Genomic DNA, 14,883 nt, shown 5'->3' with positions numbered 1-14,883 from the left:
TTATTACAAGCTTTTTCCTTTCCAAATTGAATGATGTATGTTAAAATTTAAAAGTTGAAAATGGATAGAGTAAAGAGTTTAAATATTGCACTAGCAATTAATCACAAAATCACTCGATTGGCCCTTTAACTAAATGAAGTAAGGGCCTTTCTTTATAGCAATAAACATTTGGAGGAACAAGATGAAAGTAAGAAATGATATTAGAAACGTAGCAATTATCGCCCACGTTGACCATGGTAAAACCACATTGGTTGATGAACTATTAAAACAATCAGACACATTGAACGCTCGAGTGAGCTTAGCAGAACGTGCTATGGACTCAAACGACATCGAAAAAGAACGTGGAATAACAATCCTAGCAAAAAATACTGCTGTTGATTACAAAGGAACTCGTATCAACATTATGGATACTCCAGGACACGCGGACTTCGGTGGCGAAGTAGAGCGAATCATGAAGATGGTTGACGGAGTTGTATTGGTAGTAGATGCCTATGAAGGTACTATGCCACAAACTCGTTTTGTATTGAAAAAAGCTTTGGAACAAAAACTTACCCCAATCGTAGTAGTAAACAAAATTGATAAACCAACTGCACGCCCTGAAGAGGTTGTAGATGAAGTTCTAGAACTATTTATCGAATTAGGTGCAGATGATGAGCAATTGAATTCCCAGTTGTATATGCTTCCGCAATTAATGGAACATCTAGTTTGTCTGATGATCCTGCTAATCAAGCAGAAACAATGGACTTTGTTTTTGATACGATTCTAAAGAAAATTCCAGCACCTATTGATAATTCTGATGAGCCTTTACAATTTCAAGTTGCATTACTTGACTACAATGATTTCGTAGGACGTATTGGAATTGGACGCGTATTCCGTGGAACGATAAAAGTAGGAGACCAAGTTTCATTATTGAAACTGGATGGTACAGTTAAAAACTTCCGTATCACCAAGTTGCTAGGATTCTTTGGACTTGCACGTGTAGAAATTGATGAGGCGGTTGCTGGTGATTTAATAGCTGTTTCTGGAATGGAAGATATTTTCGTTGGAGAAACAATTACACCAATTAATCATCAAGAAGCACTTCCCATTCTGCATATTGATGAGCCAACTTTACAAATGACGTTCCTAACAAACAACTCTCCATTTGCTGGAAGAGAAGGAAAATATGTAACGTCTCGTAAGCTAGAAGAACGTTTAGCTAAAGAGTTGCACACAGATGTTTCTCTTCGTGTTGATAATACCTCTTCTCCAGATGCATGGATTGTGTCTGGTCGTGGAGAACTTCACCTTTCTATCTTGATTGAAAATATGCGTCGTGAAGGTTATGAATTACAAACTTCTCGTCCAGAAGTAATTATCAAGAGTTTTGATGGAGTACGCTGTGAACCGTTTGAAAGAGTTCAAATTGATACCCCTGAAGAGTATATGGGTTCTGTTATTGAATCAATTAGTCAACGAAAAGCAGAAATGCAAGATATGCATAATAGTGGAAATGGTCAAGTTCGCTTAATTTTCCTTATTCCTTCTCGTGGTTTAATTGGATATTCTACTGAATTCCTATCGATCACTCGTGGATATGGAATCATGTCTCATACTTTTGAAGCTTATTTACCAGAACTAAAAGGTAAAATTGGTGGACGTCGTCATGGAGCACTTGTTTCGACAGAAACAGGAAAAACAACTACTTACGGAATTATGGGAATAGAAGATCGTGGAACTATCTTCATTGAACCTGGTGTAGATATTTATGAAGGAATGATTGTGGGAGAAAATGCACGAGATAATGATATTGCTGTTAATATTACTCGAGCAAAACAAATGACAAACGTTCGGTCTGCTAATAAAGACCAGACAAATGTTATTAAACGTCCACGTCAATTAACATTAGAAGAATCCTTACAATTTTTGGCAGACGATGAATATTGTGAGATAACACCTTTGAATGTTCGTTTGCGTAAACAAATTCTTGATAAGAGCGAACGAGAAAAAGCAGCAAAACGTAGTAAGAAAGTAGAAGAATAAACCTTCCACATTCTTAAAGTAAAATAGAATTTCCGAAAAGCATATCCAATTAACTGGATATGCTTTTTTATTTTGTTTAAAATACGTAATGAACGTGATTATAAATGATAAAACCATCTATCAAAGCCATGATTTTCTATGCTATAATGAACAGGACTTCCAGAAGTTATTCGAGGAGGAAATCTAGATGGAAATGGTCAGTAAAGATATAGTAATGAAAATTTTAAAAGAAGATACACAAAAAATATATACATTAATTGATAGTCAAAAAGAACATCTTTGTTTTGCAACTTGTCCGGCATTTGATGAAGTTGTTGATACGCAACTTTTTGGTCTTTCAAAACAAATTGAATTTGCGATAAAATTGGGTGTTTTAGAAAAGGATGAAGGATATCAAATAATTAGTGAACTAGAGTATTCATTGAATGACATGTATTCTTCATATTATCAACAGACCAATGCACCCCAAGCAAAGGGGGAATAAAAGAACCATGGAAACAGTGAAATTGATAAAAAATACAATTATAGAAAAAATAAAGATGAGCGATTGGAAATTAATTATTCCGTATCTCATCCTAACGGGTATTGGAATTTTTATGGTTTATAGTTCAAGTAGCTACTTCGCGATGACTGTCTATAGTGATTCAGAGCGTTTCTTTATTAGACAGCTCATCTTTTCAGTATTAGGATTTGGTATTGTAGCATTTATATCGGTTATTAATAATCGATTATTGAAATCAAAAAAAATGATTCTATTCAGTCTAACGGTTGTTTTCTCTATGCTCTTGTATTTAATCATTGTTAGAATTGCCACAGGCGGAGAAAATACAACGAATGGTGCAAGTGGATGGTTAAATATTGGAACCTTCGGACTGCAGCCTACTGAATTTTTAAAAATGGCTCTTATTCTATATTTGAGTGCATTCTTTTCTAATACACAAACAAAATTAGCAACAATCGATGAGTGTTTTGATCAAACGAGTGGGAAAAATGGTAGAATAAAACAACTATTTTCTCATTTGTGGAATATTTTAAAAAAACCTGTTCTGATTACAATCGTTTTTCTAGGATTGGTCATATTACAGCCAGATATGGGAACGGTCATTATTGTAGGTTTCATTTGTTTTATTATGCTTTTTTTAAGTGGCTTATCGTTTAAATATGGACTTCTGGCATTAGGTGGTATGGGTTTGTTTTATTCCATCATTGTAGGTGTATTTAAACTATGGGGAAATATTCCTTTTCTACCTACTTATATGGTTGAACGGTTTACTGCTTTCTTAGATCCATTTAGTGATGTTCAAAAATCTTCCTATCAACTAGTCAATTCATTCTATGCTCTTTCAAGAGGCGGATTTTTTGGTGTTGGAATTGGAGAAAGTGTTCAAAAAACTGGTTATTTACCAGAGTCACATACAGATTTTATTATTCCGATTATGGGCGAAGAATTAGGTTTGTTTTTTGTTGTGGGAGTACTTGCCGTTTTCTTTTTCTTAGTCTACCGAATTTTCCGTATGAGTATGCGGATTCGCGATCCTTTTGGTCAACTCGTTTGTATTGGAGTAGCGAGTATGTTCTTTATACAAGGAACGATTAACGTAGGTGGTGCTGTTGGCGTTTTGCCACTAACGGGGGTAACGTTCCCTTTTGTTAGCTACGGTGGCTCTAGCATGCTTGTATCTTCGATTGCGATCGCAATTATTAACAACATCTATATTAATGATAAGAAAACTAAAAAATTAGATAAGAAACAATAAAAGGAAGCGAATGTATGCTTCCTTTTTCGCCAAAAAAAGAGAGAAGGATTGTTCATGTGAAGAAAATTGTTTTTGTTCTATCCATTTTCTTTTTATTTGTTCTATACTATTTCCCCATTGTATATGATGAAGTATTGAAGAATCCATTACAAGAAACAAAGCAACTTAGTACAGAAATGACTCAGAAAGAAGAGGATGATGTTCATCCTTTGCCTGTAACAGGATTCGAACACTACATTGGCCTTCCGATAGAGGATTATGTAGAACGACACGGTCCCCCTTTACGGACAGGTCCAAGCAACTTTGGAGCTGAATGGTGGACCTTTGCTGTTCACCCAGAAGAATATGTACAGATAGAAGTAAAAAATGGAATCGTTCGAAGTATTTTTGTGATGGGGGAAGATGTAAATACGGGTCCAATCCGAATCGGTATGACTCAGGAAAATATTTATGATGAAACGGAGTTAACTGATTATTTTTCTTTTCAGTCAGAGGGGATTGAGTATGAGTTATCCTTAACGAAAGATGATTTAGAAGTATTTCCATTGATTTATTTTGAAAATAACAGTTTTGTCATGTTATTCTTTCATCCAGAAAGAGATAACGTTTATGGATTGAGGTATCTTTCTGCAGAAGCACTGTTACAAACTAATTATTATTCAATAATGTCTGAAGAAGAAGATCCTTCTTTTATTTATCCCCTAACAAACGAAAAAAATAAATTAGTCTTGTCTGAGAAGGAAGAACAACTACTGGCTTTGTTTTCAATAATGAGACAGCAAAGTGGAGCAGCATCATTGTCTCAAGTAGCCCAAATGGAACAACCAGATGAAAGTACGCCCCAAATCAATATGGAAAATTATTTTTCTTCTGAAAAAGAGATGAGTGAATCCATTCAATCTATTGAAGAACTAGACAGACACGATAAAGCAAAAGAGGTAGAATATGTGAATGGGCATGGAGTCTTTGATACTCCTATACAATTTGGTATCTTTATGAGAGATTCACATAACCGTGAATTACTATTAAATGAGGCGTGGAAAGAATTAAGTATAAAGGCAATGGAAGATGATTTTGTAATTCTTTTTAATTAAAATTATAGAGGGTTCATTTTTTAATGTACACTGGATGAAATGGAGCGAGAGTGAAGTTGATTATTAATGAAGAATTATTTGAAATAGAAAAGCAATGCACACAATTGATTGAAAAAATTAAGACAAGTAAAGCAATGAAAGAATATGAACGTTCAAAAGAATCTCTTGCCATTTCTTCAAGTGCGCAAAAGAAAATAAATATCTTTAAAAAAGCAAAAGAAAAGTTTGAATCTATTGAAGAATACGGTGAATACGCTCCAGATTATTGTGAATTTAGACAAGAAGTATACAAAGCGAAACGGATCGTAGATATTGATGAAGATGTATATCAATATAGAGTTGCTGAACGAGTCTTACAAAGTCAATTAGATTTGATTGCAAAAAAAATAGCTTCTTCTATATCAGAAAATATATTGGTTTCTGCAGGAGATCCATTCTCTCTTTCAGTTATAGGATTACCATCAGCGTGTGAAATTCATTTAGAAAAGAGGAAAGACATTGAACTTTAAATTAAAAGAAAGACAAGGAATTGCAATATGGGTCTATTCTCTTCGTCAATTAAAAAACTTAAAAAGATTTGGATATATCCATTACGTTTCTAATCGAATGAAATATATAGTGATGTATGTAGATCAAGTAGACGTAGAAAAGAAAGTGGAACAATTGAGTAAACTCCACTATGTGCGTAAAGTAGAAGTATCCAAGCGAAGAGACATTGATATGACTTTTGAAAATGCTCTTCCTGAAAAAAATAAAACAGAAACAAAAGATGGTCTGTCATCTTATGAACCTTATGCAGAAAAAACATATTCATTTTAGAACGAAGAGGTGAACGTAATTGCGTGTAATTGCTGGAGAATTTAAAGGTAGAAAATTAAAAGCAGTACCTGGAGATCGTACCCGACCGACTACAGATAAGGTAAAAGAATCTATGTTTAATATCATTGGGCCTTTTTTTGATGGGGGATATTGCTTAGATATGTATTCTGGCAGCGGATCATTAGCTATCGAAGCAGTTTCACGAGGAGTAGAGCACGCTTTTCTTTCCGAAAAAAATAGAAAAGCATTGCAAGTGATTCGTGAGAATATTCAAATGACTAAAAAAGAAGAAGACTTTACATTATTTCCGGGTGATTCCCATCATAATCTAAAAAAAATATCTCAGAGTCATCCTGACATACAATTTCGACTAGTTTTTTTAGATCCACCGTATCAAGGTGAAAAGATGGAAAAAGATATTCTCATGCTCATACAAGAAAAATTGATCAATGATGAGACAACCATTGTGTGTGAAATGGATAAAACACATACACTTCCAGAAGAAATTATGGATTTTCAAAAAATAAGAAGATCAGAATATGGAACAATGGCAGTGGAAATATTTGAAGTAGGTAGAGGAAGTGACCAAATTTGAAGAAGATCGCTTTATTTCCAGGAAGTTTTGACCCACTAACGAATGGTCATCTGGATACAATTGAACGGGCCACAAATATATTCGATGAAGTGATTGTTGCCGTTTCAACCAATACAACAAAAAAGTCATTGTTTAATGGTGAGGAACGGATTGCTTTAGCAAAAGAAGTTTTAAAAGATGTTCCTGGAACAAAAGTAGTTCGCCATACGGGAGGACTTACAGTCGATATGGCTGAAGAACTACATGTGAGCGCAATGTTAAGAGGAATCCGGAATATGAAGGATTACGAATATGAAGAAAGCATCGCAATGATGAATCGCTCGCAGAACCCGAAAATAGAAACAGTGATTTTAATGGCTTCTGAAAAATATCGTTTTCTCAGTTCCAGTCTAATTAAAGAAGTTGCTATGTTTGGTGGAGATATCTCTGAATTTGTTCCTTCAGTAGTCAACCAAGCAATTATAAAGAAATATCAAGATATGAGTGATGATGAACACATGTAAGTAGGTGCAAAACCTGTTTACGTGTGTTTTTTTGTGAAAAGTATATAAACTATCGCTATAAATAAAAGCTGAAATATATTTAGAATAAAAAATGTAAAATTGATCTTCTTGCGGATTTATACAGTGAGAGGAGAGAGAATGATGGGTGAGTGGCGAAGTAGAATATCTGAACATAAACAGTTAATTAGATTGGGGATAATCATTGTTCAATTTTTCGTTATCATATTTATTTTAGGGAAATGGATGATGGGTACTTATTTGAGTGCGAATAATCATGAGATAGATCCTAATCTATTAGTTGGAAGCTTAGTTCCTTCGTCCTCCGAACTAGTTTCAGTATCAGATATGGTGGAGACTGAAGAGACTACTAAAAAATGGATGGTAGATATAAAAGGAGAAGTTCAATTTCCCGGAATTTATGAAGTAGATCAGGATATGCGTATCAATGATGTTATTTTTATGGCAGGAGGATTATCTTCTGATGCAGATATTGGTAGTTTAAACCTTGCTCAGTTGGTGCAAGATCAAATGGTGATTCATGTATTTCATCAAAAGGATCAAATGATTGATGAAGAAACACTAGTCGTACAAACTCCTGTGATGGAAACGAATAAAGAAAATTTAATTAATATCAATACAGCGCCTTCAGCAGATCTTCAGCAACTAAATGGAATAGGAGAGATGAAAGCAGAAAAAATCATTAGTTATCGAGAAGAGAATGGTTTATTTAAAAGTATCGAAGAATTGATGGAAGTCAGCGGGATTGGTGAGAAAACTTTTGAAACAATAAAGGATAAGGTAACGGTATCTCCTTGATAATGAAGAAGCAGGATTTATGTATAGAAACATTACTAAGATTATGTTTCTACTCAAATACTCCATCAAAAAACAAATGGAAAAATTGGATGAATAGTGTATGATGGATTAAAAGGAGATGAAAGCTACATGCAGGAAAGAATTCCATGGAATCAATATTTTATGGCACAAGCCGTGCTATTAAGTTTACGAAGTACGTGCAGCCGATTAGATGTGGGCGCAACGATTGTGCGAGATAAAAGAATTATTGCAGGTGGATATAATGGTTCCGTATCTGGAGATGTTCACTGTATTGATGAAGGATGTTACGTTGTTGATGGGCATTGTGTTCGGACGATTCATGCAGAAATGAACGCCATTCTTCAGTGTGCAAAATTTGGAATCCAAACACAAGGTTCAGAAATATATGTTACTCATTTTCCGTGTTTACCCTGTATGAAAATGATTCTCCAAGCAGGAATTAAAAAAATCTATTATTTAGAAGATTATCGAAACGATCCATATGCTATCCAGTTATTAGATACGATGCAAATTCCATACGAACAAGTGATGTTGAATCCTGAATATTTTAAGTCATTAACGGAAATCCCTCCTTTATCCCATTGATAAAGTAATGGAGGAAAGCCATGAAAAAGGCGAAAAATAGGCAAGTACTAATAAAACTGTTAGGAGAGAATAAAGGGTATTATCTTCTATCTGTTTTAAGTACGATCCCCCTCGTACTATTAATTCTTTCCCCAAAGAATTTATATGCTTGGGGGTTATTTATAATTTTTATGATTCGAATCATACGATTTAAAAAGAAATCATTACTCTTTTTTTCCATAGTAATTATGGTTATAACAGGGTTCCTGACGAAGAGTTACATAGGAAACAACTACACCCAGTTGTCTATGGACACTCCTTCCATGGAAATAATAATTGATCCCAATCATTTAAAAATTAATGAAAATCTTTTATCAGGTGCTGGGAAAGTACAAACGGGGAACTTTACCTATGAAAAAATTGTTTTCTATTATCCGATTCGTTCCCCTCAAGAAGAAAAGCAGTTTTTACAACTGAAAAAGAGTAGTATTCTTCATGCAAATGTAGTGTTAAAGGTACCAGAGAAAGCTAGAAATCTGTATCAGTTTGATTATCAAGATTATTTATTTTATAAAGGAATCCACTGGAGTGTCCAAGTAAAAGAAATCAAGTCTATCGAAAACCATGATATGTTTTTAAATAAAACATCTGAAATACGCATGAATTTTTTGCAATTACTACATAATAAAATTCCAAATGGAAAACTACTTCAATATATACAAGCCATGCTATTCAACCAAGTAAATGGAATAGAAACAGAAGTGATGGATTCTTATCGAAAAATTGGAGTGATTCATCTTTTTTCAATTTCAGGAATGCATATTCAATTTTTGATAACCTATTTGAAACGAATGCTTCTCTTTTTAGGAATTACACGAGAGACAATCAATCCTTTCCTCCTGTTAGGGGTTATTTTGTATGGTTTTTTAACAGGAGGAAGTGTCGGTATTTTTAGAGCCATCTGTATCAATAGCATTCTCTTAGTGGGTGAAATATTCAAAAGAAAGATTGATCCTAAAGATGCCTTTGCATTCACGATGTTATTCACAATCTGGTTCAATCCTTATCTTCTCTTCAGTATCTCATTTCAATTAAGTTACGCTTTATCTGGAGTGCTATATATGATTGCCCCTCGACTAAAGGAAATTCATACGTTCAAGCTTCTTCAAGTGGGGATTCTTGCATGTATTATGACGATTGTTTCTTTCCCTTTTCTTAGTTATCACTTTTTTGAAATCAATGGATTGAGTATGTTTGTAAATATTTTATTTTCTTATTTCTTTTCTGGATATCTTTTCCCAGTTTTTTGGTTAGTAACCCTGCTTGCAATTGTTCCCTTTTCTTCTGGAGTCCTCTTTTGGATAAGTATTCCTCTTCAAAAAGTACTAGAAATTACAGAACGGTTTAGTGAAAAACTAGCGGAAGTTCAATGGTCTTTGTTTGTTACCGGTAGAAAAAGCTTTTTTTATTATCTAGTAGTTTGTATATTAATTGTTGTTTTTTTGATTCTTTTTGAGCAGAAGAAAAGTTTGTTTGTTCCGATTGCGCTTGGATTTGTTTCTTTTTTTATTTTTCACTTTATAACAACGTTAAATCCTGTTGGAAAAATTGTCACTCTGGATGTTGGCCAAGGGGATGCTGTTTTATTTATTCCTCCTTTTCACCAAAAAACGGTTTTAATTGATACGGGTGGGAGAGTAATCTTTGGTGAATCTGAAGATGACAAAAAAGATTTTCTTTTATCACATGACAAAAAATTAGTGTCTGCATTGAAAGCATTGGGGATTCGTGAACTAGATGCAGTCATCTTAACGCATAATGATTTTGATCATACAGGATCTTTACCGTTTCTTTCTCAGGAAATTCAAATTAATCATCTTTATTTTCCTTCTGGTTCAGAAAATGAAGGGATTTTAGATCGTTTTTTATTAGAGGGAAAGAATTTAAAGACCAATTTACATCCTGTAGGGACTACTGATAAAATTATTCATGGGGTATTAAATTTCGAAGTTCTTTGGCCAAATAAAGTTGGAAAAGGGGAGAATAATGATTCGGTTGTTTTGTTATCAAAAATAGGAGGCTTGGTTTGGCTATTTACTGGTGATTTAGAGGCGAAAGGAGAAGAGACTCTTCTACGGATGTATCCTAATCTATCTTGTGATGTACTTAAAATTGGACACCACGGCAGCAATACTTCCACTACAGAAAAATTTTTGAAACAATTAAATCCATCCACTGCAATTATTTCATCAGGTAAAAATAATCGATATGGGCATCCTCATCCTGATGTGTTAGAAAGGTTAGTAGAAAGAGATACACATATATTTCGCACAGACCAACAAGGAGCCATTCATTTTGTTTATAAAGGCAATCAAAAAAACTGGTTACATGTGTTACAATAAAGAGCATAAGCAAGAAGTGATTAGAAAATTTAGGGGATTGGCATGATGATAAATGAGGAATTATGCAACAGAAATAGCAAAAATGAAAAAGGGTGAATTCAGCCCTGTTTATCTTTTCCTTGGAAAAGAAAGTTACTTTAACCAAGAAGCAAGAGAAACGTTACTGAACTTTTCCATGGAAGAAGCAGATAAAGAGTTGAATGTAGGAATTTACAATATGGAAGAGGTTCCTTTAGGCAGTGCTTTAGAAGATGCAGAGTCTATGCCTTTTTTTGGAGAACGTAGATTAGTAATTGTGGAGAATCCCTATTTTCTTACTGGAGAAAAAAATAAAAGTAATCTGGATCATGATTTGGAATGGTTAGAAGGGTACTTAAATCATCCTTCTGAATCAACTATACTTGTTTTTTTTGCTCCTTATGAGAAGTTAGACAACCGAAAAAAAATTAGTAAGACACTTAAGAAGAAAGCGATGACAGTAGACGTATCGGCGTTAGACTCGAATGAAACGCGTAAGTTTTTAAATGGCTTTATCAAAAACCAAGGATACCAAATGGAAAGAAACACCTTGCAATTCTTTTTTGAGAAAATCGAAGATAATCTCTCTAGAGGGATGCAAGAATTAGAGAAACTGTTTTTAGCAGCTCTTGAAGATAAAAATATCACGAGAAAAATGGTTCAGGATTTAGTAGCACACACATTAGAACAAAATATTTTTGAGTTAGTAACCTATGTACTAAAAAAAGATACGGAACGTGCGATAGATATTTATCGAGATTTGCTCCTTCAAAAAGAAGAGCCTATTAAAATAAATGCGATATTGTTAGGACAATTCCGTTTGCTTTTACAAGTAAAGGTACTTGCTAAATTGGGTTACCAGCAACCAGATATGGCAAAAGTTCTCAAGGTCCATCCTTATAGAGTAAAGTTAGCAAACCAACAAGTAAGGAATTTATCCGAAACCATTCTTCAAAATGCTTATACAGGCCTTGTCGAAACAGAACGGAATCTAAAAACAGGTGCTGGTTTGAGAGAAGTTCAATTTGAGATGTTTATGTTAAAGTATGCAGAAATCTAAAAAAGTACTCCTTTCAAAAGAAAGGAGTACTTTTTTACTAGCCAGAATTATTTAACTAATTTCTTAGCTAGACGAGATTTATCACGAGATGCTTTGTTGTTGTGGATTAATCCTTTAGATGCTGCTGTGTCAATAGCTTTTGAAGCTGCTTTGAATAACTCTACGCTATTATCTGCACCTTCTGCTACTGCGTCTTCAAACTTTTTGATTGCAGTACGCATAGCGCTCTTTTGAGCGTTATTCAATAGGTTTGTTTTTTCGCTTGTACGAACACGTTTAATTGCTGAATCGATATTTGGCATTGGGTTCACCCCTCTTTCAGTATTTCTTCTAAATGTCAGTCATTTATTGCCAACATCAAATATTATACAGACATCTAAGCTTTTATGCAATATAAACTGTTAAAGCAGAGAACTCTTTTCAAAATAAGTAGGATTCTAGTTATTTGGTTTAACTAGAATGGGGTGTTAAAATATGAAAAGAGGAAGAGAAAATATTCGTAAACCCCGATTTTATGACTGGTGTTATATATAAGGAGAAAACCAATGATGGAAAATCAATTTGAATTAATTTCGCAATATAAACCCGACGGAGATCAACCAGTCGCGATTCAAGACTTAGTAGAAGGATTAAATGAGAAAACAAGAGCACAGACACTTCTTGGAGCAACAGGTACCGGAAAAACCTTTACAATTGCAAATGTTATTCAAGAGGTAAATAAACCAACTCTTGTAGTTGCCCACAATAAAACGCTAGCTGGTCAATTGTATGGTGAACTAAAAGAATTTTTCCCTAACAATGCTGTGGAATATTTTGTGAGCTACTATGACTATTATCAGCCAGAAGCTTATGTACCATCCAGTGATACCTATATTGAAAAAGAATCTAGTGTTAATGATGAAATTGATAAATTGAGACACTCGGCAACGAGTGCCTTACTAGAACGTCGCGATGTAATTGTAGTTGCATCTGTGTCGTGTATCTATGGATTAGTTAACCCGGTAGATTATAAAGACCACGTTTTATCGATTCGTCAGAATATGAAAATGGAACGGAACGACTTACTACGCAAACTAGTCGATATGCAATTTGAGAGAAATGATATTGATTTTCAACGAGGAAGATTTCGGGTACGTGGCGATGTAGTAGAAATATTTTTAGCGTCCCGTGATAGTGAAGCGATTCGAGTCGAATTTTTTGGCGATGAGATTGAACGAATCCGCGAAGTAGATGTTTTAACAGGTGAAATTAAAAATGACGTGGAACATTTCCCTATTTTCCCAGCTACTCACTTTATTGCAAACGAAGAACAAACTTTACATGCGGTTGACACAATTCGTGAAGAGTTAAAAAAACAGTTAACTCTCCTTCGAAGTGAAGATAAGTTGATTGAAGCACAACGATTAGAACAGCGAACAAACTATGATATGGAAATGTTGCTAGAGATGGGTTATTGTAATGGGATTGAAAACTATTCCCGGCATATGGATGGTCGAAGTCCAGGTGAATCACCTTATACGTTGTTGGATTTTTTCCCTGATGATTATTTAACCGTTATTGATGAGTCACACATCACCATGTCTCAGATTAGAGGAATGCATAATGGAGACCGTGCTCGTAAAGAACGTCTGATTGAATATGGATTCCGATTGCCATCTGCTTTGGACAACCGGCCTTTGCGATTGGATGAATTTGAAGAGCGTGTAAATCAAATTATTTATATTTCTGCCACTCCAGGTCCTTATGAGTATGAGGATAGCACACGAATGGCTCAACAGATTATTCGTCCAACCGGGCTATTGGATCCAATTTTAGAAGTTCGTCCGATTAAGGGTCAGATTGATGACTTAATTAGTGAGATTAATATTCGCACCGAGAAAAATGAACGAGTATTTATAACAACGTTAACGAAAAAAATGTCAGAAGATTTAACAGACTACTTAAGAGAAGTTGGAATCAAAGTTAAGTACCTTCATAGTGATATTAAGACGCTAGAGAGAACAGAAATTATAAGAGATTTACGATTAGGTGAATTTGATGTTTTAATAGGAATTAACCTTTTAAGAGAAGGGCTAGATGTACCAGAAGTTTCTCTAGTAGCTATTTTAGACGCAGATAAAGAAGGGTTCCTGAGAAGTGAACGCTCTTTAATCCAGACGATTGGGCGAGCAGCTCGAAATGAGCATGGAAGAGTGATTATGTATGCGGATCGTATAACTGATTCCATGGAAAAAGCAATTGGAGAAACAGACCGTAGACGAAGCATCCAGGAAGAGTATAATGAAAAACATGGGATAACACCTAAAACCATTATCAAAGAAGTTCGTGATTTAATTCGAATTACTCATGCAGCAGAAGGTATTCCAGAAGACGCAAAACTTTCTGAAGTTTATAAACATATGACAATGGAACAAAGAAGAGCCTCACTTGATCAAATGAACCTAGAGATGCGTCAAGCTGCAAAAGATTTAAACTTTGAAAAAGCAGCTGAAATTAGAGATTTAGTTCTAGAATTGAAAGCAGAATATAAAGGTTTATAAAAGCTATCTAAATAGCTTTTCTATTTTTATTACTATATTTATTTAAAAATAAGAATATAATTCTTGCTTTTTTAAAAAATATATAGTAATCTTATTCCTGTGTTAGAGACACTACCTTTCTCTTGGTTTGACGAATCACCAACGTTTCACTAAGAGCTAGGAATTATAAAGAAGAGGTGAAGAAGAATGGCAATGTCAAAAGAACGTAAAAACGAAATTATTACAGAGTATGCTATTCATGAAGGAGACACTGGTTCTCCAGAAGTACAAATTGCTGTACTAACGGAAGAAATCAATCACTTGAATGAACACGCACGTACACACAAAAAGGATCACCACTCTTACCGTGGTTTGATGAAAAAAGTAGGTCACCGTCGTAACTTGTTAGCATATTTGCGTAACAAAGACGTCGTTCGTTACCGCGATTTGATTCAAAAATTAGGTCTACGTCGTTAATCGATAAAATTGTATTTGGAGGAGCTGAGAGTAATCTCAGTTCCTCTTTTTTATATCAATTTATTCAAGAAATGAGTGTGTGTTCCATTTGTGAAGACATTCTAAGTGAGTTTCAGATGAATTAATAAATATATATGTAAAAGACATGTGGTTTCCTCTATAATAGAGAAAGGCTCCTGAAGCTTGGCACTACTATACAAATGTGAGGTCATTAGA

General features: G+C 34.4%; 14 protein-coding genes and 1 pseudogene. 14 read left to right on the top strand and 1 reads right to left on the bottom strand.

Annotated features, from left to right (window positions below; genetic code table 11):
- Positions 1-181 precede the first annotated feature (181 nt).
- The 12 genes and pseudogenes from typA (at position 182) to holA (ending at position 11,671) form a co-directional block, all read left to right on the top strand.
- Positions 182-2,022, top strand: a pseudogene (gene typA / locus LZ578_RS08130) (translational GTPase TypA).
- 187 nt (positions 2,023-2,209) lie between these two features.
- Positions 2,210-2,506 carry a DUF1507 family protein gene (locus tag LZ578_RS08125; RefSeq protein WP_235144681.1) on the top strand — a complete coding sequence of 99 codons (297 nt, stop codon included), beginning with the start codon at positions 2,210-2,212 and terminating at the stop codon, positions 2,504-2,506.
- Positions 2,507-2,513: 7 nt separating this feature from the next.
- Positions 2,514-3,779: an FtsW/RodA/SpoVE family cell cycle protein gene (locus LZ578_RS08120; RefSeq protein WP_235144680.1), complete on the top strand. Its 1,266-nt coding sequence runs from the start codon at positions 2,514-2,516 to the stop codon at positions 3,777-3,779.
- A gap of 56 nt (positions 3,780-3,835) precedes the next feature.
- Positions 3,836-4,873 carry a CAP-associated domain-containing protein gene (locus tag LZ578_RS08115; protein ID WP_235144679.1) on the top strand — a complete coding sequence of 346 codons (1,038 nt, stop codon included), beginning with the start codon at positions 3,836-3,838 and terminating at the stop codon, positions 4,871-4,873.
- Positions 4,874-4,929: 56 nt separating this feature from the next.
- A complete protein-coding gene (locus LZ578_RS08110) occupies positions 4,930-5,382 on the top strand; it encodes a YlbF family regulator (protein WP_235144678.1) in 453 nt (150 codons plus the stop codon).
- Complete coding sequence (locus LZ578_RS08105; protein ID WP_235144677.1) at positions 5,372-5,692, top strand: YlbG family protein; 321 nt, start codon at positions 5,372-5,374, stop codon at positions 5,690-5,692. Before LZ578_RS08110 ends, LZ578_RS08105 begins: the two co-directional genes overlap by 11 nt.
- Positions 5,693-5,711: 19 nt before the next feature.
- On the top strand, positions 5,712-6,287 hold the full coding sequence (gene rsmD, locus LZ578_RS08100; protein WP_235144676.1) for a 16S rRNA (guanine(966)-N(2))-methyltransferase RsmD: 576 nt from the start codon (positions 5,712-5,714) through the stop codon (positions 6,285-6,287).
- Positions 6,284-6,790 (top strand): pantetheine-phosphate adenylyltransferase, encoded by a 507-nt coding sequence (coaD, locus tag LZ578_RS08095; RefSeq protein WP_235144675.1) that lies wholly within the window; start codon positions 6,284-6,286, stop codon positions 6,788-6,790. Before rsmD ends, coaD begins: the two co-directional genes overlap by 4 nt.
- A 138-nt stretch (positions 6,791-6,928) precedes the next feature.
- On the top strand, positions 6,929-7,606 hold the full coding sequence (locus LZ578_RS08090) for a helix-hairpin-helix domain-containing protein (RefSeq protein WP_235144674.1): 678 nt from the start codon (positions 6,929-6,931) through the stop codon (positions 7,604-7,606).
- A gap of 129 nt (positions 7,607-7,735) precedes the next feature.
- On the top strand, positions 7,736-8,212 hold the full coding sequence (locus tag LZ578_RS08085; protein WP_235144673.1) for a ComE operon protein 2: 477 nt from the start codon (positions 7,736-7,738) through the stop codon (positions 8,210-8,212).
- A 20-nt stretch (positions 8,213-8,232) separates the two neighbouring features.
- Positions 8,233-10,593 carry a DNA internalization-related competence protein ComEC/Rec2 gene (locus tag LZ578_RS08080; RefSeq protein WP_235144672.1) on the top strand — a complete coding sequence of 787 codons (2,361 nt, stop codon included), beginning with the start codon at positions 8,233-8,235 and terminating at the stop codon, positions 10,591-10,593.
- A gap of 52 nt (positions 10,594-10,645) precedes the next feature.
- A complete protein-coding gene (gene holA / locus LZ578_RS08075; protein WP_235144671.1) occupies positions 10,646-11,671 on the top strand; it encodes a DNA polymerase III subunit delta in 1,026 nt (341 codons plus the stop codon).
- Positions 11,672-11,718: 47 nt separating this feature from the next.
- Here holA and rpsT read toward each other — a convergent pair whose 3' ends face one another.
- Positions 11,719-11,973, bottom strand: a complete 255-nt coding sequence (gene rpsT / locus LZ578_RS08070) for a 30S ribosomal protein S20 (protein WP_235144670.1) — start codon at positions 11,971-11,973, stop codon at positions 11,719-11,721.
- Between the two features lie 243 nt (positions 11,974-12,216).
- On the opposite strand from rpsT, the gene uvrB reads away from it, so the two are divergent.
- Complete coding sequence (gene uvrB, locus LZ578_RS08065) at positions 12,217-14,211, top strand: excinuclease ABC subunit UvrB (RefSeq protein WP_311198570.1); 1,995 nt, start codon at positions 12,217-12,219, stop codon at positions 14,209-14,211.
- A gap of 186 nt (positions 14,212-14,397) precedes the next feature.
- Positions 14,398-14,667, top strand: a complete 270-nt coding sequence (gene rpsO, locus LZ578_RS08060; RefSeq protein WP_235144669.1) for a 30S ribosomal protein S15 — start codon at positions 14,398-14,400, stop codon at positions 14,665-14,667.
- The last annotated feature ends 216 nt before the right edge of the window (positions 14,668-14,883 follow it).

Source organism: Jeotgalibaca sp. MA1X17-3 (assembly GCF_021513155.1).
Taxonomy (GTDB): domain Bacteria; phylum Bacillota; class Bacilli; order Lactobacillales; family Aerococcaceae; genus Jeotgalibaca.
Note: the sequence above shows the minus strand (reverse complement) of the source record. Positions and strands in the feature narration are given on the sequence as shown.